Here is a 24,598-nt window from a genome sequence, read left to right on the forward strand (position 1 = left end):
CGGCGCGGGTCATTCGGCGAGCAACCGGTCGAGATCATCGAGGGACAGTCCCTCGAAGGTCAGGTCGGAGGGCGTCACCTCGGCCTCCTCGCGCGACAGGCAATGGGCGATCACCGCCTCGATCGCGGTCCGGTAGGCGGCGAGCCATACGTCCGCCTCGTCGCGGGAGATGCGGGCGCCATCGAGGTCGAGGCCGATCTCGAGCTCGCCGTCGACCACCAGGCACAGCACGTCGGTGTGGTGCGGCCGCGCCGATTCGGGATCGAGGGCGCCGCCGGGCGCGTCCCAATCGACCGCGAATCGGCCGCCGCTCCGCGCCTGCGTGCTCATCTGCCCGAGATAGTTGAAGCTGAAGCCCGGCCGCAGCCGCGGCGCCTCCGGCAACGCCTGCATCAGCCCCCAGGTGAAGCCGTGATCGGGCACGCGCCGGCGCCCGTCCTTGACGGTTCGGATCGTGTCGGCGAGGTCGGCGCAGGCGCGGAGTTCCAGCGGGTGGAACATCGTGAACCAGCCGATCGTCCGGCCGGTGGCCGGGACGCGGTCGCCGAGCAGCTCCGCCGGGCGGTACTCGCGCCCGTGGCCCTCCACCGTCACCAGGGTGCGGCCGATCCCGGATCTCCGCTCCAGCGCGACCGCGAGGGCGGCGAGCAGCAGGTCCTCCGGGTTGGTGCCGTAGGCACGGTTGGCCTCGCCGACGAGCGACGCGGTCAGGGCCCGCGGCAGCCGCGCTCGAAGGCTGAGCGTGTCGCCCACCCGGGCGCGGTGCGCCTCAAGGTCCGGATCGGGTGCGATCTGGCGCCAGGCGCGCAGGCGGCTGGTCCAGTCGATCCGCTCGGCGATCGTCGCCAGGGCCTCGGCGTGGTCGCGGTAGGAATGGGTCTTCTCCGGCAGGCGCGGCGCGGTGCCGGCGAGTGCCGCGTCGTAGGCCGCCTCGAGATCCTCAAGGAGAATGCCCCAGGAGATCGCGTCGATGACGAGGTGATGGACGACGAGGAGCAGGCGGTGGCGCGGCCCGGTACGGTCGAGAAGCGCCGCGACGAGCGGCGTCCTGTCGAGGCGGAACCCGGCCTGGAGCGCGGAGGCCGCCGCCGCGAAGGCGGCCTCGCCCCCAAGCGTCCGACTGCCATGTGCCGGCAGCTCGGCGAGGCGGGGCGGGGCGTCGGGCGCGCGGACGATCTGGTGCCAGCCCTCGTCCCCGCGGGTGAAGCGGGCGCGGAGCGCGTCGTGGTGGCGCCACACCTCCGCCAGGGCGGCTCCCATCGCCTCGGGCTCGATGCGCTCGGCGCGCAGCACCACCGCCTGGTTGAAGTGGTGCGGGCGCTCGGAGCTCTCCAGGAACCAGCTTTGGATCGGGGTCAGCGGCACCTCGCCGACCACCGGCCCCTGATCGGCCCGGACCACGACCGGGCGCAGCACCGTGGCGAACTGCTCGGCGGTCGGGTTCTGGAACACGTCGCGGATCTCGCTCCGCCAGCCCTCCTGGCGCAGGCGCGACACGATCTGGATGGCGCGGATCGAATCGCCGCCGAGGCCGAAGAAGTCGTCCTGGACGCCGATGTCCCGGCGCTCCATCACCTCGCGCCAGACCCGCAGGACCAGGGATTCCAGCACCGTCCGCGGGGCGCGGGCCTCATTGCCCGCGAGGGCGCCCGGGACCGGCAGTGCGGCACGGTCGACCTTGCCGTTGAGGGTGACCGGCATCCGCTCGAGCGGCACGAGGAAGGCCGGCACCGCGTAGGCTGGCAGCACTGTCAACAGATGGCGGCGCAGGGCCACCGGCGACGGGGTCTCGAAGCGCGGGACGCGATCGCCGGAGAACAGCCCGGCATAGAACGGCGTCCGCCGGAAGCCGCCGCCGAAATGCGCGCTGACGTAGTGGAACGGGACCGCCTCATCGCCGACCCGCGCGACGCGGCCGGCGAGGTGGAAATCTGCGTTGAGGCCGTTGCCGCACAGCCGCCGGTCGATGGAGAACGCGATCCGGTCGCCGGCCCGCACCGCCACCGGCACGTCGAAGACCGGCAGGTAGACCGGGAGCCAGCTGCCGGGATTGTCGAGGATGTCGACCACCGCGTCCTCGTCGACCCCGAGCCGCAGCCAGACCAGGAAGCCGGTGAGGTCGCAGTCGCGCGTCACCGTCAGGGCGACGTCGTGGCGCTCCTCCAGCGGCACGTCCCGGGTGTAGTCCAGGTATTCGAACACCCCGTCGTTGGAGACGATCGCCTCTCGCGGCAGGTTCTTCAGGCACAGGCGCAGGTCGAAGGGCTGGCCGACCTCGGCGAAGATCTTGTCCACGTAATGCGCCGCGACGTCGCCGAAGCCCGGCGCGAGGCGGTCGCGCGGCAGCGACAGGGCGGCGATGCGGGTGTCGCTGAAGCGCGGCAGCATCGCCGCCGGATCCTTCAGGAAGCGCCGGGCGCCGTTGATGATCCGGGCCGCGCCCTCGGCGCCGCCGATCGCCCCGACGATCTCGGAGATGCAGGCCTCGACCGGCTCCGGCAGCGACAGGGTCAGGGCGTCGCCGTGGATGACCTCGATCCGGTCTGACAGGCCGAGCCGTGCCACGGTCTCCCGCGCCTTGCGGGCGGTCGTCTCCAGGCGGTCGACGGCGTAGACCTTGCGGGCCCCGGCCTCGATCGCGAGCCGAGCCAGGATCGCCACCGGGCCGGTGCCGATATCGATCACGGTCTTGCCCGGCAGGTGGCGGGCGAAGGCCTCGCGGTAGCGCTGGTTGCGGCCCTCGTCGGCCGCCATGCTGCCATAGGCGACGTCGTCGTAGACGTAGAACTCGGCCACCGAGGGCCATAGCTCGACCGGCGCGTCGGCGCAGTAATAGGCGGCGAGCGCCGTCGACCCGTCCGGGCGCGCGACCGGGGTCACCAGGGCGTCGCGCAGGCCCGGCACCCGGCGCAGGGCCGCCTCGACCTCGCCGATCTCGATGCGGTGGCCCGAGACCTTCACCTGCTCGTCGCTGCGGCCGAGGAAGTCGATCGCCCCGTCCCCCGTCCAGGCGGCGAGGTCGCCGGTGCGGTAGAGCCGCTCGCCGGTGGCCGGATGGGTGACGAAGCGCTCGGCCGTCCGCTCCGGATCGCCCTGGTAGCCGATGGCGAGGCCGCCGCCCCCGAGATGCAGCTCGCCCGGCACGCCCACCGGCACCGGCGCCAGGGCCGCGTCGAGGATGTGGGCCGTGGTGCCCGGCAGCGGCCGGCCGATCGGCACCCGGGCCCGCCCGGCCTCCGCCGCGCCCACCCGGTGGAGGGTCGCGCAGACCGAGGCCTCGGTCGGCCCGTAGGCGTTGAAGGCAGCGAGGCTGCTTGCGTAGTGGCAGAGATCTGCCGTCGGGGCCGCCTCGCCGGCGGTGATGAGGACGCGCAGGCCCGGCAGCTCGGCCCGCTCCAGGGCGCGCAGGTAGGTCGGCGGCAGGGTGACGACGCTGACCGACAGCCGGCGCATCAGGCCGCGCAGGGCCCCCGTCTCCTCGATCGCTGCGCGGGTCGGCATCACCACGGCCGCCCCGGCGAGGAGGGCCATGAAGATGTTGGCGAGCGACGCGTCGAAGGACGGCGAGGCGAATTGGAGGACGCGGTCCTCCGGCCCGATGCCGAAGGCGGCTACTTGCGCCCGCGACATCGTCACGAAGCCCGCATGGGCGACGACGACCGCCTTCGGCGTCCCGGTCGAGCCGGAGGTGAAGATGACGTAGGCAGGGGCTTCCGGGCGGCTCGCATCGAGGGATTCGGCCACCTCGTCACCGGGAACGTCCCTCGCGAACCAGGGCGCCACCACCTCGATCGGGCGTCCTTCGGCGAGCGTTGCCGCGACCGGATCGGCGCGGTCCTGCAGGACGAGCCGGCACTCGGCCCGCTCCAGCATCTCCCGCACGCGGGGCGCCGGGTGGGCCGGATCGACCGGCACGTAGACGCCGCCGGCCTTCATCACCGCCAGGAGCGCGAGCACGGATCCGCTCGTGCGCTCGGCCAGCACCGCCACCCGGTCGCCGGGAACGAGGCCGTGGGCCGCGACGAGGTGCCGGCCGAGCCGGTCGGCGGCCCGATCGAGGGCGCGGTAGCTGACGCTCTGCCCCTCGGCATCGATCAGCGCCGGCCGGTCGGGGTGGCGGCGCGCCGCGTCGGCGAAGGCCGCCACGATGGTGGCGGCCGGGCGCGGGTCGCGCGGGCCCTGCGCGAAACCGGCGATGGTCGCGGCCTCTTCCGGTCCGAGCAGGTTCAGCCGGCCGACCGGCCGGCCGGCCTCCTCGATCGCGGCCCGGGCGAGTTCGCGGAAGTGGCCGCCCATGCGCGCGATGCGGTCGGCGTCGAACAGATCGGTGTTGTAGTTGAGGTCGAGGACGAGGGCGCCCTCCTCCTCCTGGACGTGGAAGACCAGGTCGAAGCGGCTGAAGTTCCAGGCGTTTTGCCGGCCGTACGGCATCACCGCGACGCCCGCGAGGGTCAGGTCGGCGTCGGTGAAGCCCTGCGTCACCACCATCACGTCGAACAGGGCAGACCGGCTCATGTCGCGCTCGAGCGACACATCCTGCACCAGGGCGTCGAACGGGTAGGCCTGGTGGGCGAGGCCGTCCCGCAGGGTGGCGGTGACCTGGGCCAGCAGGTCGGCGAAGGGTTGACCGGGCGAGACCGTGTCGCGCAGGGCCAGGGTGTTGACGTAGTAGCCGATCTGGTCGGCGAGGGCCGGGTGGGTGCGGCCGGCCACCGGGCTGCCGACCACGATGTCGGTCTGGCCGCTGGTGCGGTGCAAGAGGGCCTTGGTCAGGGCGATCAGGAGCGCCGCGCGGGTGCTGCCCTGGCGCCGGGCGAGGTCGTCGAGGCCGCGCGACAGGTCCGCCGGCAGGAGGAAGCGGCGGGTGGCGCCGGCGAAGGTCTGGACCGGCGGGCGCGGCCGGTCGGCCGGCAGGGCGAGCGGCGCCACGGGCGCGGAGAAGCGCTCGCGCCAGTAGGCGCGGTCGGCCTCCAGCCGGCCCTCGGCGAGGCGCCCGGCCTGCCAGGTCGTCGCGTCGCGCAGCTGGAGCGGCAGCGGCGCGAATTCGGGCGCCCTCCCCTGCCGGCGCGCCGCGTAAGCTTCGGCGAGGTCCCGCACCAGCACGCCGAGGGACCAGACGTCGGCGACGATGTGGTGGATGGTGAACAGCAGGAGGTGGCGCTCGGCCTCGTCCGCATCGGGCAGGCGGACCAGCAGGACCCGCATCAGGGGCCTGCGGCGCAGGTCGAAGCGGTGGCCGGCATGGTCGGCGGCAAGGGCTTCCGCCTCGGCCTCCGGCGCGCCGCGCAGGTCGCGCCGCTCGAGGATCCGGCCCGGTGACGGATGCACGATCTGGCAGGCCGTCCCGTCGGGTTCCTCGTCGAAGGTGGTGCGCAGGGCCTCGTGCCGGGCGACGAGGTCGTGGAAGGCCGCCTCCAGGGCGTCGGGATCGAGGGGGCCGCGCAGTTCCAGCGCCTCGGTGAGGTTGTAGGCGGTCGGCGCCACGCCGAGCCGGTCGAGGCGCCACAGCCGGGCTTGAGCCGGGCTCACCGGGTAGCTCGCCGCATCCGGCGCGAGCGGGATCGCCTCGGCCGCCGGCCGCGCCTCCGCGATCAGCCGGGCGAGCGCGCGGATCGTCTGGGCGGCGAAAAAGTCCTTCAGGCTCACCTCGACCGAGAAGGCCTGGTAGATCCGCTGCACCGCCCGGATCGCCCGCAGGCTGTCGCCGCCGAACTCGTGGAAGCCGGTCTCGGCCCCGACCTGGGAGAGGCCGAAGATCTCGCGCCAGATCGCCGCGAGCCCCTCTTCGGTCGCGCCCGAGGGCGCGACGTAGGCGTGTTGCGCGTAGAAAAGTGCCTCCGGCCGCGGCAGGGCGCGGCGGTTGAGCTTGCCGCTCACGGTGGTGGGCAGGTCGGTGAGCGGCACCAGCATCCGCGGCCGCGTCGCCGCCGGCAGCGTCTCGGCGAGGGCGAGGCTGATCGCTTGCCGGTCGAGCACCGCGCCGGCCTCGGCCGGGACGACGTAGCCGACCAGCACCGGCAGGTCGCCGGCACCCGTATGCACCGCCGCGGCGGCCTTTCCGACGCCCGGCACCTCGCGGAGCGCCGCCTCGACCTCGCCGAGCTCGATGCGCACGCCGCCGATCTTGACCTGGTTGTCCTGCCGCCCGAGGCACTCCACCGTGCCGTCCGGCAGGAGGCGGCCCATGTCGCCGGTGCGGTAGATCAGGTCGCCTGCGTCCTGCCCGAGGGGGTTTGGCACGAACGCGGCCCGCGTCGCCTCCGGGTCGCCGAGATAGCCGAGCGACGGGTAGGCGGTCCTGATGTGGATCTCGCCGATCTGCTGCGGGGCGCAGGCCCGGCCATTGGCGAGGACCAGGATGCTGGTGTCGGGGAGCGGCCGACCGATCGGCAGCACGCGGCGCGAATCCGCGATCGCGCCCACCCGGGAGAAGACCTTGGCGAGGGTCGTCTCCGAAGGGCCATACAGATTGACGACCTCGGCCCCCTCCCCGGCCGCTCCGCGCCAGGCGAGCACGTCGGCGCCGAGCAGCGGCTCGCCCGCGACCAGGAGGTGGCGCAGGGCCGGGAAGGCCCGAGTCTCGCCGCGCTCGGTGAGTTCGCGGGTGATCAGGCGCAGCACCGTGGGAACGCAATGGACCAGGGTGACCGCCTCCCGGTCGAGCCAGTCGACCAGCCGGCGCGGCACCATGCGGGTCTCGGGGTCCGGGATGCACAGCGTGCCGCCGACCATCAGCGGGACCAGGATGTCGCGCAGGCTGACGTCGAAGGTGATCGGGGCGAGCCAGGAGCCGCGGGTGGTCTCATCCAGGGCGAACTCGGCGGTCTCCCAGCGCAGGAAATGCGCGAGGCTGCGATGCGGGCCGAGGATCGCCTTCGGCTCGCCGGTCGAGCCGGAGGTGAACATCACGGAGCAGGGATCGGCCGGGCCGATGCGGCGGGCGACCGGCGGCATCGCCTCGAGGACCGGCAGCGCCTCGATCTCGACCACCTCGACCGGGTCGGCACCGGCGAGCGCCGCGTCCAGGGCGGGGCGGTGGGCCCGGTCGGTCACGACGACCCGGCACGCGGCCTTGGCGAGGCAGGTGCACAGCCGCCGCGGCGGCAGGTCCGGCGGCAGCGGCAGGAAGGCGGCCCCGGCCTTGCCGACACCGAGGACCGCCTGGACGTAGTCGGCGCCCGCCTCCAGGAAGAGGCCGGCGACGGCGCCGCGGCCGATGCCACTCTGGGCGAGGCGGCGCGCCAGCCGCTCGGCGCCGCGGTCGAGCTCGTCGTAGCGGGTCCAGCCGCCGTTCCAGGACAGGGCCGCGGCCCCGGGCCGGAGCGCGACCTGAAGCTCGAACTGGTCGATGTAGGAGCCGCGCTGCATGGCGTGAGGGACGGTCACGAGAGCCTCGGAAGATCGAAATGTTCGCGAAGGATGCCGAAGGTGAGGACCACCATCAGGACGTCGTCCTCGAAGGTCTGGTTGACCTCGGCCCCGGCCAGAGAGCGGGCCTTGAGATGCGCCACCGCCTCGGGGTTGAAGTAGCCGTCGGCAGCGACGCGCCCCTCGTCGAGGAGGTCGGCGACGCGGGGCAGGCCGGCGCGCAGCAGGGTGGCGCTGCTCTGCGCGACGAAGCTGAACTTGCGCCGCTCGACGATCGCCGCCGGCAGGTAGCGCCGGGCGAGTTCCTTGAGGACGAACTTCTCCTGGCCCTGCTGCACCATCAGGTGCGGCGGGATGCGCCGGGCGACGTCGATGACGTCGAGGTCGAGGAAGGGGTAGCGCGCCTCGACCGAGTTGGCGAAGGAGACCCGGTCGCCGTGATCGGCGAGCAGGTGGTCGGCCATCCGCAGCTTGAAATCGAGGTAGGAGCGGATGTGGAACGGGTGGCGTCCCTCGATCCGGGAGCGGTCGACCAGGGGCTGCTCCAGGCAGTCGAAATCCCCGAAGGCCTCGGCAAGGGCCGGCGCGTAGAGGTCGCGGCGGATCTCGCGGCTCTCCGAGTAGCTCTTCTCGTAGAGGAAGCCGGGATCGCCCCACAGGCGCCCGCGCAGCTCGGCCTCGATCAGGGCGCCGAGGTCGCTTGAGCCGTCGTCCGCCGCCCGCTCAAGGTCGAGGCGGTAGCCGACATAGCCGCCGAACAATTCGTCGGCGCCTTCCCCGGTCAGCACGACCTTCAGGCCCTGCTCCCGCACCATGCCGGAGAGTGCGAGGGAGCAGACGTTGTAGGATTCGCGCAGGGGCGCCTCGGCGCAGTGGACGATCCGGTCGAGGCCGGCGCCGAGGCGGGCGGGGTCGATCTCGCGCTCGTGGTGGATCGTGCCGAGGCGGCGCGCCATCAGGCGCTGCGGCTCGCGCTCGTCGATCGCCCGGTCGGGGAAGGTGATCGAGAAGGTGTGGCGGGCCGTGCCAGGCTCCAGGTCGGCCGCGATGGCGGCGATGAGCGAGCTGTCGAGGCCGCCGCTGAGATAGGCGGCGACCGGCACGTCGGCCTGAAGGCGGCGGTGCACCGCCTGGCGCAGGGCGGCGTCGAGCTCGTCGACGTAATCCTCCAGCCGGCGGCAGGAAGCGGTCTCCGGAGCGATCTCTTCAACGCGGGGGAAGTCGAGATCCCAGTACGGTTCGACCCGGACCGGCCGGCCCGGGTCGGCGATCAGCACGTGGCCCGGCGGCAGGCTCCGCACGCCGGCCAGGATGGTGCGCGGGCTCACCAGGCCGGGGAAGGTGAGGATCTGGTCGAGGGCCGTGAGGTCGACCGCCCGGGACAGGCCGGGATGGCACAGGAGCGCCCGGATCTCGGAGGCGAACAGCAGCACGCCGCCGATCTCGGCGTAGAACAGCGGCGCGATGCCGACTTGGTCGCGCCCGAGCACCAGCCGCCTCGTGGTGCGATCGTAGGCCGCGAAGGCGAACTGCCCGTTGATCCGGCGCGGGAAGTCGGGGCCGTGGGCGAGCAGGAGCGCCGGCACCACCTCGGTGTCGCATTGCGTGACGAAGCGGTGGCCGGCGGCCTCGAGATCCGCCCGGATCTCGCGAAAGTTGTAGATCTCGCCGTTGCAGACCGCGACCACCCGGCCGTCGCCGGCGAACATCGGCTGCTGCCCGTGGGCGAGATCGACGATCGACAGGCGGCGGAAGCCGAGGGCGATGCCGTCCTCGACGAAGAAGCCGTCGTCGTCGGGGCCGCGATGGCGAACGCTCTCCGCCATCCGGCGGATCAGCGCGGGATCCGGGCACGCGCCCGTCCGGTCGAGAAGGCCGACGATGCCGCACATCGGCCTACCACCCATCCGCGTGATCGACGGCAGCCGCGCTGCCGTGGGCCGCGGCGAGGATGCCCGGAACGGGGGCGTCGCGCCGCACAAGGAGCCCGAGTTGCCCGATCGTGACGCCCGGGTCCGCCACCGCCGCCCGGGCCAGCGTCGCGAAATCCTCGGCGATCGCCCGCGCGGTGCCCGGATCGAACAGGTCGGCGGCGTATTCGAGCAGGAGCTGAAGCTGGTCCTCGCCCTCGAACATGTAGTTCAGGTCGTACTTGGCGCTGACGCTGGTGTCGGTGAGCGGCCGGGCGATGCTGCCGTCAAGATCGAGCACCACCGGCTCGTTGTTCTGGAGAATCACCAGCACGTCGAAGAGCGGCTGGCGCCCTGCCTGCGGCGGGCGGGCGAGTTCCTCCACCAGGAGGTCGAACGGGTAGGCATCGTGCGCGAAGGCGTCGAGGACGAGGCTGCGTTCGGCCCGCAGCACGTCCCGAACCGTGCCGGTGGGCGTCACCGTGCCGCGCAAGGCCAGGAGGTTGAGGTAGAACCCGACCTGGCTCTCCAGTTCCAGGAGGTTGCGGCCGGCGACCGGGGTGCCGAAGGTGACGTCGTCCTGTCCCGAGAGCAGGACGAGCTGCACCCGCACCAGGGCGCCGAGCACGGCGAACAGGCTCGCATCGTACCGGCGGGCGAGGCCGCGCAGGTCCGCGCTCAAGGCGGCGTCGAGGGCGAGGGGGACGATGGCGCCGGCGCGGCTGCCGCGGAGCGGGCGCGGCCGGTCGGTCGGCAGGGCGAGCGGCGGCGCCTCGTCCTCGAACCGCGACAGCCAGTAGGCGCGGCTCGCCGCCAGGACCGGCCCGGCGACCTGGATCCGCTGCCAGGCGGCATAGTCCTTGAACTGGATCCGCAACGGGGGCAAGCCCGAGGCCGCGACGAGGCCGGCTTCCGGCGCGGCCAGGGCGGCCCGGTGGAGTGCGGCGAGATCGCGCATCATCACGGTGACCGACCAGCCGTCGGCGACGATGTGGTGGAGGTTGATGACGATGCAGGCCGGGTGACCTGCCGCCGGGGCGACGAGATGCACCCGCACGAGGCCGCCTTCAGCGAGATCGAAGACGTGCCGGAACTCGGCGGCGAGCAGCCGGTCGACCGCCCCCGCCCCGCCCGCGGCGCGGAACAAGGCCAGGCCCGTCTCCGGCCCCGGATCGACGACCTGCCGCGGCTCGCCCTGGCGCAGGACGAAGCGGGTGCGCAGGATCTCGTGGCGCATCACCAGGGCGGCGAAGGCGCGAGCGAGCGCGTCGAGATCGGCCGGGCCGTCGATCGGGAAGGCCCCCACCATGTTGTAGGCGACCTGGCCCGGCTCCATCGCCTGCAGGAGCCACATCCGCCGCTGGGCGAAGGACAGGGCGTGGTCCGGCGCGTCGGGCGCCGGTGCGAGGCCGCCGGCGGGGGTGAAGCCGCGCCGCTCGATCAGGTCGGCCAGCACCGCCAGGGTCTGAGCGCTGAAGAAGTCGCGCAGGTCGATTCGGGCGCCGAGGCGCTGGCGCAGGCGCACGACCGCCTGGTTGGCCTTCAGGCTGTGGCCGCCGAGCTCGAAGAAGTTGTCCTCCAGCCCGATCTCGGGGAGCCCGAGCACCTCGCACCAGATCCGCGCCACGGCGCGCTGCAGCGGCGTGCGGGGGGCGGCACCCGCCTCGGCCTCGAGGCCGGCGCCGCCCTCGGCGATCAGCCGCCGGCGGTCGGCCTTGCCGTTCGGCGTGAGCGGGATCGCCGGAACGCGTAAGAATCGGGCCGGGATCATGTAGTCGGGCAGCCGGTCGGCGAGGTCGTGGAACAGGGCCTCGCGGCCGACCGGCCCGTCGGTGACGAGGTAGGCGGTCAGGGCGTCGCCATCGGCCGTCACGGCGGCGTCGCGGATCCGCGGATGGGCGACGAGCTGCCGCTCGACCTCGCCGAGCTCGATGCGGAAGCCCCGCACCTTCACCTGGTCGTCGATGCGGCCGAGAAAGACGAGACCGCCATCGGGCCCGAGCCGGCCGAGATCGCCCGAGCGGTAGAGGCGCTGACCGGGCAGGTCGGGATGGCTGACGAACCGCTCCGCCGTCAGGTCCGGCCGGCCGAGATAGCCGCGGGCGACGCCGTGGCCGGAGACCAGGATCTCGCCGGCGATGCCCCAGGGGCACGGTCTGAGGTCGGGCCCGACCAGGAGCACGCCGTAGGAGGGCAGCGGCCCGCCGATGACGCTGCGTCCGTCGGCGATCTCGGCCTCGCCGATCTCCCGGACCGTCACGTGCACCGTCGTCTCGGTGATGCCGTACATGTTGACGAGGCGGGCTCCAGGGTGGAGCGCCCGCCAGGGGCCGAGCCGGCCCGGCTGCAACGCCTCGCCGCCGAACACGATCTCCCGCAAGCGCAGCCGCAGGTCCGGGCGCTGCCGCGCCGCCTCGATCAGGGCGTAGAAGGCGGTCGGGGTCTGGTTGAGGATCGTGACGCCCTCGCGGGCGAGGAGGTCGAGAAAGGCCGCCGGCTCCCGCGCCACCGCCTGCGGCACCACGACGAGCCGCCCGCCGAACAGCAGCGCGCCGTGGATCTCCCAGGTCGAGAAGTCGAAGCAGGCGGAGTGGAACAGCGTCCAGACGTCGTCCGGGCCGAAGGCGAACGGCGTGCCCTCGTGGAAGAGGAGCTGCACGACGTTGCGGTGCTCGATCATGCAGCCCTTGGGCGTGCCGGTCGAGCCGGAGGTGTAGATGACGTAGGCGAGGTGCTCGGGCCGGACGGCCGGCAATACCTCGACGACGGGCGGATCATCCGCGACCGCCTCCTCCAGCACCACCACCTCCGCGCCGAGGCAGCGGGCGAGAGCGGCGTGGCGCGCATCGGCGACGATCAGCGCGGCGCCGGAATCCGCCACCATGAAGCGGCTGCGCTCCTCCGGATAAGCCGGATCGAGCGGGAGATAGCCGGACCCGGCCTTGAGGATGCCGAGGAGCCCGAGCGGAATGGACCGCGATCTGTCGACGAGGAGGCCGATGCAGCGGTCGGGCGCAGCCCCGCGGGCGCGCAAGCGACGCGCCAGGCGCTCCGAATCCCGATCGAGGGCGGCGTAGGTGACGTCGCCCTCCGCGTCGGTGACGGCGATGCGGCTCCCATGGTGGGCCACAACCGCCGTGAACGCCGAGACCAGGGTCAGGGCGCGGGGATACTCCGCGACCGTGCCGGCCCGCTCCAGCAGGGCGGCGCGCTCGCCCGGCAGCATCAGGTCGAGATCCGCCAGCGGCCGGTCCGGCTCCGCCAGGGCGGCGCCGAGGAGTCGGGCGAAGCGATCGTGGATGCGCCGGCCGGTCTCGGGGTCGAACAGGTCGCGGTTGAAGACGAGGCTCGTCGCCGCTCCCTCGGCCCCGGCCGCGACCGACAGGACGAGGTCGTACTTGCCCCAGCCGAGGCCGGTCTCGACGGGGGCCCAGTCCCCGGCCTCCTCCTCGGCAAAGTGGAACAGCACGTCGAACAGGGCCGTGCGGCTCATGTCGTTGCGCGGCTTCACCGCCAGCACGATCCGGTCGAAGGGCAGCGCGCCGTGCGCCCGGGCCGCCCGCGCCTCGCTCGCGTGGCGCCGGACGAGGTCGGCGAAGCTCTCCCGCCCGTCGACGGCGAGGCGCAGGGGCAGCAGGTTGGTGGCCGGCCCGACGAGTCCGTGGGCCGCCTGCGAGCGCCAGGTCGCGCCGACGATCACGTCGTCCTGGCCCGTGAGGCGGTGCAGCAGGGCATGGTAGCAGGCGCCGAGGATGTCGGCGCGGCTCACCTCCAGCGCCGTAGCGAGGCGGTCGATCCCGGCGAGGACCGGGGCGGCGAGGGTCCCGCCGGTGCGGCCCGCGGTGAAGGTGTGGATCGCCGGGCGCGGCCGGTCGGTCGGCAGCACCAGGGCGGCGACGCCGGTCAGCCGGTCGCGCCAGTAGGCGGCCTCCGCCGGATCGGCGGACTCGCGCTCGCGGCCGGCCCAGGCCGCGAAGCCGGGGGCGGGCGGCAGATCCGCCCGCGGGTCGCGATACAGAATCTCCAGCTCGCGCATCAGCTGCGCGAGGGAGGCCGGGTCGGCAAGCGCGTGATGGATCGTGAGCGCGAGCCACTGCGCCGCCTCGGCCCCCGCCTCGCGGCACAGGGTCAGCCGCGTCAAAGGCGCCGCGCCGAGGTCGAAGGCGAGACGGCTCGCCTCTTCCAGGGCGGCGAGGCCGGCCCCGGCGGCGGCCTCGATCAACGTCACCGGCGGCACCGCGCCGGCCCGGACCGAGACCACCGGACGCTCGTCGCGGGTGGGTAGCGCACTGCGCAGCACCGGGTGCCGGGCCGCCAGACGGGCGGCGGCCTCGCCTAAGCGGGCGGGGTCGAGCCCGGCCGCGACCCTGGCGACCGCCGGCATGTTGTAGTAGGTCGGGCCGGCCGGGTAGAGCACCCCGCGCTCGAAGCGGTCGACGAACCAGAGCCGTTCCTGGTGCGGGGTCGGCGCCTCCAGACTCCGGGCGGATCCGGCCTCGGCGGATGCGTCGAGCGGCGCGTTCGGATCGGCGGCGGCCTCCGCCATCAGGCGGACGAGGCGCCCCATCAGCGTCGCGATGCGCTCGCGCGTGAACAGGTCGGTGTTGTAGGTCGCCTTGATGCGCAAGGACGCGTCGGCGGCTTCGGTGACGTAGAGGGTGAGGTCGAACTGCGCCGTCGGCGCGTCGATCTCCTCCAGGCAGAAGCCCGACGCGCCGAGCACCCGGCCGATCTCGTCGCGGTCGTCCATCACCACCACGATCTCGAAGAGCGGGTTGCGCGACGGGTCGCGGGGGCAGTGCAAGGCCTCGACGACCCGGTCGAGGGGCGTGTCGCCATGCGCGAGCGCGCCCAGGAGGGCGTCGCGCGCCGTCTCCAGAAGGGCGACGAACCCGGCTTCCGGGTCGATGGCGGCCCGCAGGGCCAGGGTGTTGACGAAGAAGCCGATCTGGTCGGCGAGCGCCGGGTGGTCGCGCCCGGCGGTCACGGTGCCGAGCACGATGTCGCGGCTTCCGGTCTCGGCCCAGACGAGGCCGTAGAGCGCCGCGACGAGGCCCGCGAAGGCGCTCGCGCCATGGATCGCCGCGAGCGCCTTCACGGCCGCCGCCACCGCAACCGGCACCTCGACGGTCACGTGGTCGCCCGCGAAGGTCTTGGTCGCGGGGCGCGGATGGTCGGGGCGCAACTCCGTGCGCGGCGCGCCGGCGAGCCGCGCGGTCCAGTCGGCGAGGTGCGGATCGGGCTCGGCCGCCCGCCAGACCGCGTAGTCGCGGTATTGCAGCGGCAGGGCCGGCAGGCCGTCCGGCACGCCGCGCAGGGCCGCGCCATAGAGTGCCAGCACGTCGCGGACGAGGATGCCCAGGGACCACACGTCGCTGATCGCGTGATGGATCAGGACGACGAGGCGGTCGCCGTCCGGCGCGCCGCGCAGCCACACCGCCCGCCACAGCGGCGCGACGGCGAGGTCGAACGGCTCGGCGGCGAGGTCCCGCATCCGGTCGGCGATCGCCTCGGGATCGAGGGCGGCGGCCTCCTCCTCGCGAAAGGACAGGATCGGCTCGGGGAGAACGGTCTGAACCGGCAGGCCGTCCCGCTCGGTGAGGGCGGTGCGCAGGCTCTCGTGGCGCGCGCCCAAGCGGTGCAGGGCTTCGCGCAGGGCGTCGCCGTCGAGGGGCGCCAAGCTGCGGAGCGCGAAGCCGATCGTGTAGGCGGTCAGGCCCGGATCGACCCGGTCCAGCATCCACAGCCGCGCCTGGGCGTTCGAGGCCGGGACCGGGCCGGTCCCGGCGTGGCGGGGGATCGGAGGGCGGCCGACGCCGCGGTTCAGGCGGGCCGCGAGGCCAGCCACGGTCGGGGCCTCGAAGAACGCCCGCAGGCTCACGCCGCGGCCCGTGATCTGCTCGATGCGGGCGAGCATCGCGAGCGCCTTCAGGCTGTGGCCGCCGAGATCGAAGAAGCTGTCGGTGGCGCCGACCGCGTCGAGGCCGAGCAGGTCGGCCCAGATCCGCGCGATGCGGATCTCGTCCTCGCCGCGCGGCGGCACGGCGGCGGAGGGCGCGGCCGGGACACCCTCGAGCGCCGCGCGATCGGGGCTCCCGTCGTCGCGCCGGGGAATGACCGGCACCACCACGATCGCGTCGGGCCGGGCGGCAGGCGCGAGGCGCAGAGCCGCGTAGGCGGCGAGCGCCCGCGGATCCGGCACCGCACCTCGTGCGGTGACGCAGGCGAGGCGGGATCCCGCCCTCGCCACGACGACGGCCTCGCGCAGGGCCGGATGCTCGGCGAGAACGTTTGCGGTGGCGGCGAGGTCGATCCAGCCGGCGCGGCTGCGGGCGAAGCGGTCGCGGGGGCCGAGATCGGCGACCGTCCCATCGGGGCGTAGGCGGCCGAGGCGGTCGGTCCCATGCCAGGCGCCGTCCCGGCGGATCTCGACCGGCGCCAGGACGCCGATCCCGGCCGGCGCTCCGAGGCTGTCGCGGGTGCGCGCCTCCCCGGCCGCCGCTTGCGCGGCGGCGTCCTCGGGCGAGAGCGGATGGCCGGCGAGCGGGGCCTCGGGATCGTGCAAGGCGGAATCGAGCAGGGCGAGGTACCCGTCGAGCCAGCGCCGGGCAGTCCCGGCATCCGCGACCTCCCCGTCATAGTCGAGGTCGAGCAGGGCCTCGCCGTTCAGCTCGAGGACGTTGAGGAACAGGTCCTTCTTCGGATGCGCGACCGGCGGCGACAGCCAGGCGAGGGCGAGCCCGTCGAAGGCGAGGCGCAAGCCCCGGTCGAGGTTGAACAGCACGTTGACGTCGGGGCCGCGCCGCCCGCCCGGGGCGAGGAGCGAGGCCGCCGCCCGCTGGTTGCCCGCGAGGGTCTCGCGCAGCTGCGCCACCAGCCCGGCGAAGGACATCTCGGGCGACAGCTCCACCGTCACCGGCAGGATCGCCGAGGCCGGCCCGACCATCACCGGCATCGCCGCCTCGGTGTGGCCGGCGACCGGCACCCCGATCGTCAGCCGGCGCTGGTCGGACAACCGACCGAGCAGGAGGGCGTAAGCCCCGAGCAGCACCGTGAACGGGCTGACGCCCCTTCCTCGCGCGAAACGCTTCGCCCGCCCGTAGAGCGCGGATTCCGCACCCGTCAGGCGCCGGTGGATGCGCCCGCCCCGGAAACTGGCGCGCCGCGGCCCGGGCGGCGCCGGCAGCAGCACCGGCTCGGCGGGGTCGAGGGCGGCGTCGTCCGTCGCCGCCCGCTCCCGGCTCCAGGCCACGAAGTCGCGAAACGAGGTCGCGGGAGGCAGGGCGGCGGTCCGGCCGGCCCGGGCGGCGGCGTAGAGTTCCGCGAGTTCCGTCGCCATCAGGCCGAGGGACCAGCCGTCGGCGACGATGTGGTGCACGGTGAGGGCGAGGACGTGCCGCTCCGGCCCCCGGCGCAGCAGCAGGGCGCGCAGCAGCGGACCCCGGTCGAGGTCGAAGGGGATGCCGAGGTCGCGCGCCAGCCGCGCCGTCACCGCCGCGTCGTCGCCGGCCACGCTCTCGGTCGTCAGGGCAGGCGTCAGCACGGCTGCGGAGTACCAGGCGCGGTCGTCGAGGCCGATGCAGCGCAGGGCCTCGTGGCGCTCCGGAAGGGCGCGCAACGCCGCCTCGAGCGCCGCCGCGTCGAGGGGACCGTCGAGGGCGAGTGCCACCATCTCGTGATAGGCGAGGCTCGCCTCCGGCCGCGCCTCGATCAGGGCGCGCATCTCGCCCTGCCCGCGGGAGAGCGACAGATCCTCGGCCGCCGCCGGCAGGATCTCGGCCGGGCCGGGGCGGCCGGGACCGCGGGGCGGCAGCCAGCCGTCCTGGCGCATCGCCGCGACGCCGCGGCGAACCGCCTCGACGATGTGGCGGAGGTCGGCCTCGTCGTGGGCGACCGACAGGAAGCAGTTGCGACCCTCCCAGACGAACACGCCCCCGTTGAGCAGGTGGTAGTTCAGGATCTCGGTGTCGCCGGAGAACTCGAACCGGAACAGCGAGCTGAACTGCACCATCCGGATCGGCACCTCCTCCTCGGTGAAGAAGGCGTTCAGCTCGGCGCAGAGCGCCGCGGTGCGGGCGTTGAGGCGCTCCTGGAGCGCCGGCCCCTCGGCTTCGAGGCGGAGCAGCACCGCCTCGGCGGCGGCCATGCTCAGGGGGTGGTTGTTGAAGGTGCCGGCGACGAAGGCGGTGCGGGCGTCGGGCCCGCTGTCGTCGCCGTACTGCCAGTCGCCGCCGTCGACCGCGTCGAGGTAGCGGGCCCGGCCGGACACGACGCCGATCGGCAGGCCCCCGCCCACCACCTTGCCGTAGGTGACGATGTCGGCCGTGACGCCGAAATGCGCCTGCGCGCCGCCCGGATGGACGCGGAAACCGGTGATCGTCTCGTCGAAGATCAGCGCCGTGCCGGATTCGGTCGTGAAGGCGCGCAGGGCGTGCAGGAAGTCCCGCGGCTGGACGCTCGGGTCGCGGCTCTGCACCGGCTCGACCACCACCGCCGCGAGGTCGGGAGCGTGGTGGCGCAAGCTGTCGAGAGCCTCGGGATCGCCGTAGCGCAGCACGATCACGTCGTCGACCATGCCCTGGGGCGTGCCGTCGCTGACCGGCATGGTGGTGGCGCGGGCGCCGTCGCTCCAGCCGCTCGCGAGCAGCCCGTCGAAGGTGCCGTGATACGAGTTGGTGAACATCGCGATCCGGCGCCGGCCGGTCCTCGCCCGGGCGAGGCGCAGGGCCACCATCACGGCCTCGCTGCCGGTGGTGAAGAAGGCCACCCGCTCGACGCCGGTCATCCGGCGGATCAGCGTGGCGACGCGGCCGGCCCGGGCGGTCTGCGGGCCGACCGGGTAGCCGGCGGCGATCTCCGCCTCCAGGGCCTCGCGGACGAAATCCGGATTGTGCCCGAACAGGGTGACGCCGAACCCCATGGTGATGTCGACGTAGCGGTGGCCATCGAGGTCCCAGACATGGGCGCCCTCGGCCCGTTCGACGTGGAGCGGATAGGTCAGCTCCTTCCATTCCGGCCGGAAGCCGATCACCGCCCGGGGATTGGCGTAGACGCCGCGATGGCGGGCGGTGTGCTCCTTCGAGGCGCGGGTGCGGGCGTTGTAGGCGGCGGCGAGCCGGGCGACGTGGGCGCCCTGCGCCGGATCGACGTCCTTGCGCCGGCCGGGCAGCGCCTTGAACAGGCCCTTGATCTCCCGCGCCGGAGTCTCGCGCACGGGATTCTCGCGCACCGGGGACGCGGGCGGCGCCTGCACCGGCGCGGCCGGCGATTGCGCGGGAGACACTCCCGCGGGAACGGGCTGCGCCGGCGCGCCGCCCTGGAGCAGCTGGATCTGCTGCTGGAACAGCGCGCTCATCGCGTCGATCTGCCGGGCGAGCAGGCCTTCGAGGCCGGCGGCGGACGCCTCCGCGGCCGTCGAAACCACCACCGGGGCGATCGGCGGGGCCGCCGGCTCGGCCGCCACGGGCGCGGAACGCGGCAGAAGCGGCACCACCAGGGCGACGAGCCGGTCCAGGGTGTCGCCGTGCTCCATCACCTCGGCGAGCGGCAGGTCGATCGCGTAGTGGCGGCCGAGCGCCTGCTGGAGCTGGACGATCAGCAGCGAATCGAGGCCCAGGCCGAACCAGTTGACGCCCGGCACGACCTCCTCCGGCCGCAGGCCGGCGAGGCCCTTGAGGATGCTGCGGATCGTGCCGGCGACCTCGTCGCCGTCGGATTCGCGGGCGGCGGGGGCCGGGGAACGGGCGGGCTGGAGCATCGAGGAGAAAGGCTCGGAGGATTCGGGCTCGGCCGGCGCGGGGACCGGGCGGCTGGAGGGCAGCACCCGCGTGCGGCCCAGGAACGGATAGGTCGGGGCATCGGCGACGCGGCCGGGGCGCCCGGCGAAGACGCCGCTCCAGCGGACCGGCGCGCCGGCCTCGAACAGGGCGCCGACCGTGTCGAGGAAGCGCTCTTCCGGCCGCCTGGCGTCGCCAAGGGCGAGGATCCGCGCGCCCGGGCGGGCCTCGGCGGCGAGCGGCGCCAGGACCGGACGGGAGCCGAGATCGAGGAGGATTCCGTCGCCCGCCGCCGCGACGGCGTCCGCGAAGGCGACCGGGGCGCAGGCCTGCTCGGCCCAGTGCTCCGGGTCGCGCAGAGCGTCGACCTCCACGGGCGCGCCGGTCAGGGTCGAGACCATGACCGGGCCGTCGCGCCGTCCCCGGATCCGGCGCCAGTCGAGGCCGGCGGCGAGCGCCCGGATCTCCGGCAGCGCCCCGCTGATCAGCGGCGAGTGGAAGGCGTGGGCGACATCGAGCCGGCTCACCCGCGCGCCCTGCTCCCGCAGCATCGCCTCGGCCGCCGCGAGCGCGGCCTCGGATCCCGCGAGGGTCACCCGGGAGGGGGCGTTGCGGGCGGCGATGGCCGCGCCGGTCCGTGCCGCCACCGCTTCCACCCTCGCTTCGGGGGCCTGGACCGCGAGCATCGCCCCACCGGCCAAAAGCTGCATCGCGGCGCCCCGGTCCGCCGCGAACCGCACGGCGTCATCCGGATCGAGCAGGCCGGCGACGGCCGCCGCGGCGATCTCGCCGACCGAGTGGCCGACCACCACGTCCGGCTCGAGGCCGCAGGAGCGCAGGAGCGCCGCCATGGCGAGGGAGACGGCGACGGAGGCCGGCTGGTCGTGTTCCGTGCGCGCCAGGAGGACACTGGCGTCCGCGCGGGTGAAGAGGTCGGCGAGCCGATGGTCGAGCCGTCCGGCGAGGGCGCGATCGGCCGCGTCGATGGCCGCCCGGAAGACCGGCTCGCGCTCGTAGAAGTGGCGCAGGGCCGCCGGGGCGTGGGCTCCCTGCCCCGGCAGCAGGACGACGAGGCGCGGCCGCTCGCTCCCGGCCGGCTCGGGCAGGGCGCGGAGGCGCAACGCCTCCGCGAGGCCGGCCGGCTCGCGCCCCACCACCGCCAGGCGATGCGGGAAGGCCGCCCGGGCGAGCGCGGCGGTGGCGGCGAGGTCGTGCAGGCGCAGCCCATCCGCCCCCGCCAGGGCCCTGGCGTAGCGCGCCGCCAGGGCCCGCAGCTCGTCCGGGTTGCGGGCCGAGAGCGCCAGCAGGGCGGGCCGGTCCGTTCCACCCGCGGGCCGGGCCTCCTCGGCGACGTCTTCCACGATCACCTCTTCGATGATGACATGGGCATTGGTCCCGCTCATCCCGAAGGCGCTGACCGCCGCCCGCCGGGGCCGCCCGGCCGTGTCCGGCCAGGGCCGCGCGGCGGCGACGACCTGGAGTGGCAGTCGCGACCAGGGGATGAGCGGGTTGGGCTCCTCGAAATGCAGCGAGGCCGGCAGGCGTCCGTGCCGGAGCGCGAGCACCACCTTGGCGAGGCCGGCGAGGCCCGAGGCGGCCTCCAGGTGGCCGAGATTGGTCTTCACCGATCCGATCGGCAGGGCCTCCGCCCGGCCGGCCCCGTAGGTCTCGGCGAGCGCCATCGCCTCGATCGGGTCGCCGAGCGGCGTGCCGGTGCCGTGCGCCTCGACGTAATCGACGGCACCGGCCGTCAGGCCGGCATCCGCCAGGGCCGCGGCGATCACCGCGCGCTGCGCGGCGCCGTTGGGGGCGGTGAGCCCGTTCGAGGCGCCATCATGGCTGACCGCGCTGCCGGCGATCACTGCCAGGGCGCGGCCGGCCGGCACCGCGTCGGCGAGGGCGAGCACCATTGCGACGCAGCCCTCGCCGCGGGCGTAGCCGTCCGCGCCGGCATCGAAGGCGCGGCAGCGGCCATTGGGCGAGAGAGCCTTCATGCGGCTCAGGCCCCCGTGAAGCTCCGGCCCGAGGATCAGATTCACGCCGGCGACGATGGCCCGGTCGCACTCGCCGGCCCGCAGGGACCGCGCGGCGAGGTGCAGGGCGGTGAGGGAGGACGAGCAGGCGGTGTCGACCGCGAGGACCGGTCCTTCGAGGCCGAGCACGTAGGCGATCCGCCCGGCCGCGACGCTCGGCGTGCTGCCGAGCACCGCGTGGGGCCCGATCTCGGCAAGGCGACCCGAGCGGGCCTGGGCCTGGACGTAGTCGCCGGGGCCGATGCCGACGAAGACGCCGGTGCGGCTGCCCTTCAGGCCCTGCGGGTCGAGGCCCGCGCGCTCCACCGCCTCCCAGGCGGTCATCAGCAGGAGCCGCTGCTGCGGATCGACCAGTTCCGCCTCGGCCTGCGTCAGGTTGAAGAACCGATGCGGGAAGGTCTCGATGTCGGCAAGGTAGCCGCCGCGGTCGGTGGCGACGAGGCCGCGGTCGAAATCCGGCCAGCGGCCGGGGGCGACCGGACCGGTGGCGTCGCGTCCCGCCGCGAGCAGGTCCCAGAACGCCTCCGGCGTCTCGACGCCGCCGGGCAACCGGCAGGCGAGGCCCGCGATCACGAATCTTGCCCCGCCGGCGGCCGGGGCCGGCCCGATCTGCGCGGCGAGTGGGCGCGGTTCCCGCGCCAGCAGCGCGTCGGCGAGAGCCGCCAGGGTCGGCTGCTCGAAGACCGCCGTGACCGGCAGGTCGAGGTCGAGCGCCCGGTTCAGGCGCCGCATCAGCTCGACGAGGCGCAGGGAGGTGAAGCCGCTCTCCATCAGCGGCCGGTCCGGGTCCGGCGCCGCTCCCGGCACGAGCCGGTGGGAGAGGGCGACCAGGGCCGCGATCAGGGCCGGGCGGTCGCCCCGGCGCCAGGACTCGCGCAAGCCGTCCCCGCCCTCGCCCTCCCATGCCCCGTCCCTTGCCCCGTCCCTTGCCTCGGCCGCCGCCATCGCGGCCAGCGCCTCGGCGAAGTCGCCGTCGCGGTAGCGCCGGACGAGGTCGAAGCGCTGGACCTTGCCGCTCGTCGTCTTCGGGATCCGGCTCACCGGCACGACGACGTCGACCGGGATGCCGATCTCGCGCAGGACCCGGTCGCGGATCCGGCGCACCAGCGGCACGAAACCGGCGGCATCCCGCCGGTGGAGCACGAAGACGGCGACGCCCTCGCGCTCGACCCCCGCCTCCATCACCGGGACGGCGCCGGCCACCGCCATGTTGAGGTCGAGGCCGTCGACGTCGCCGACCACCCGCTCGATGTCCTGCGGGTAGTAGTTGACGCCGTTGACGATGACGATGTCCTTGCGCCGGCCGGTCATCACCAGCTCGCCGCCCTGCACGAAGCCGAGATCGCCGGTCTCGAGCCAGCCGTCCTCGCCGACGACTGCGCGTGTCGCCGCCGGATCGCGGTAATAGCCGGCGGTGACGCTGGCGCCGCGAATCTGGATGCGGCCGACCACACGATCGCGGCAGGGCGCGCCGGCCTCGTCGGCGATGCGCAGGGACATGTGGGCGATCGGGGCGCCGACCGACACGAAGGTGACGGCGTCGGGCGCTTCCGGCGCGACCTCGACTACCGCATCGCCCACGCTCACCCGGCGCCGGTCGAGGACGACCCGGCGCAGCGGCGCGCGCCAGGGCGCCAACGTGACCACCAGGGTGCCCTCGGCGAGCCCGTAGGCCGGGGTCATGACGTCGGCGCCGAGGCCGAACGGCGCCAGGGCGGCGACGAACTCCGCGGCGAGATCGGCGGCGATCGGCTCGGCGCCGTTGGCGATGAGCCGCACCGCCGACAGGTCCCAGTCGCGCGGCCGGTCCGGCTCCCAGAGCTTGAGCAGGTGCCGGTAGGAGAAGTTCGGCCCGCCGAGCACCGTCGCCTTCAGGTCGGAGGCGGCCTGCAGCCACACCGTCGGGCTGCGCACGAACAGTTTGGTGGGGATCAGCCCGTGCTCGAGCCCCCGGACCACCGGCAGGATGTGGAACCAGATGATGCCGAAATCATGCGTCAGCGGCATCCAGCTGACGAAGCGGTGCGGGCCCGCGGCCGCGATGCCCTCCCAGATCCCGTCGCAATTGGCCAGGAGGTTGGCGTGGGTCACCGTCACGCCCTTCGGGGCGCCGGTGGAGCCCGACGAGAACTGGATGAAGGCGACGTCGCCCGGAGCCGCCGGCCGGACCGGCGCCGGCTCGCCGTCGAGGCATGGACCGGGATTCGCGAGGGTGCGCTCGGCGATCAGTGCCAGCCGCGCCCGCGGCTCCGGCTCGAACCGGCCGAGGACCGAGGCGATCCGCTCGGCGACCGGCCCGTCCGCGACGAGCCAGGGCCGCGCCAGGACAGTCCAGATCCGGGCGAGCTTCAGCGCGCCCTCCTCGCTCGAGGGTGCGGCCACCGGCACCGCCGCGAACCCGTTGAGGATGCAGGCCCAGAACGCGACCACGAACACGCTCTGGTTGTCGGTTGCGATGATCACCTCGTCGCCGGGCCGGACGCCCTGCCGGAGAAACCCGCCTCCGCAGCGCCGGGCCCGATCGAGCAGGTCCGCGTAGGACAGCCGCGTCGTGCGGCGTCCCGCCTCTACGAACACGATGCCGGCCTCGCCCCGCGCACTCTCCGCCAGCGCCTGGCACAAGGTCGGCTCAGGAAGACGCGTACCCATCGGTTCAGAGTTCACCGCTCCGCTCGACGACATGCGTCCTGCCCCGGCACTTCTGCTGTTCTGATGTTTGCTCGATAGTAATCCATGACCGGCGCGTCAAGCTCGATTTTAATATGTACGTCCCACTTGACAGGAACTCTGGCATAAGACCGAAAAACTAGACCGATAGTGATTCGAAAATATCTATGAAATTGTCATTCTCAAATTCGAAAAAATCGCGAAGGGGAAAATTCTCGCCTAAACCACCGTCCGAGTCTCACAATGATGCTTATGCAATGGGCCACTTGCGACGGCATCAATGAGACGCGGCAATGACACCCGCGAGACGGACGCGCAGGTTTGCAGGTCGGTCGACTGGGCGGCGACTGTCCGCGCGTGGATGGGCGTCGCCGCCTGCGGTGGATCCACGGCTGTGCCGTCGTCGCGATGCCCGGGCGGGCCGACCCGTCGATGCCTGTTCCGACGAGGGTCGAAGGCGCTCCCACCGCAACTCTGGCGGGAAGCGTCGTGCACGGCATGCTCCGGGCTGGAGACCGGGCGGTCCGCTCGGTGGAGTCACGCTCGGGGACGCCGCTCCGGCCCGGAATCGGCTCGCACGGCCAGGAAGGCCGCTCTCGCGATCGGCCATCGATCATGCTGCCGCGGTGGTCGGATACCGGCCACCGCCCCGGCTCACGATCTCGGTTTCACTTAGCGCATCGATCGTCGTCTGATGATCGACATTCGCGCAGCCAATATCCCGCTCTATGGGCGCAAATAAAATCAGTTTTCCAACGAAATTATACAGATGATACCGCCGCGCTTATGTTTTGACTCGTGAGGGTTTTCACCGGTTCGTGGAGGTGATTCACTGCTTGCCTGA

General features: G+C 73.7%; 3 protein-coding genes. All 3 read right to left on the reverse strand.

Going from position 1 to position 24,598, the window contains the following annotated elements:
• Positions 1-9: 9 nt before the first annotated feature.
• From MFF64_RS13195 to MFF64_RS13205, 3 genes are read right to left on the reverse strand one after another with little or no spacing between them, the layout of a single operon-like run.
• Complete coding sequence (locus MFF64_RS13195) at positions 10-7,386, reverse strand: non-ribosomal peptide synthetase (protein WP_238191134.1); 7,377 nt, start codon at positions 7,384-7,386, stop codon at positions 10-12.
• On the reverse strand, positions 7,383-9,260 hold the full coding sequence (asnB, locus tag MFF64_RS13200) for an asparagine synthase (glutamine-hydrolyzing) (RefSeq protein WP_238191136.1): 1,878 nt from the start codon (positions 9,258-9,260) through the stop codon (positions 7,383-7,385). The genes MFF64_RS13195 and asnB overlap by 4 nt, the downstream gene beginning before the upstream one ends.
• A gap of 4 nt (positions 9,261-9,264) precedes the next feature.
• Positions 9,265-23,736 carry a non-ribosomal peptide synthetase/type I polyketide synthase gene (locus MFF64_RS13205; RefSeq protein WP_238191138.1) on the reverse strand — a complete coding sequence of 4,824 codons (14,472 nt, stop codon included), beginning with the start codon at positions 23,734-23,736 and terminating at the stop codon, positions 9,265-9,267.
• Positions 23,737-24,598: the final 862 nt, after the last annotated feature.

The organism is Methylobacterium frigidaeris (genome assembly GCF_022179185.1).
Taxonomy (GTDB): Bacteria; Pseudomonadota; Alphaproteobacteria; order Rhizobiales; family Beijerinckiaceae; genus Methylobacterium; species Methylobacterium frigidaeris.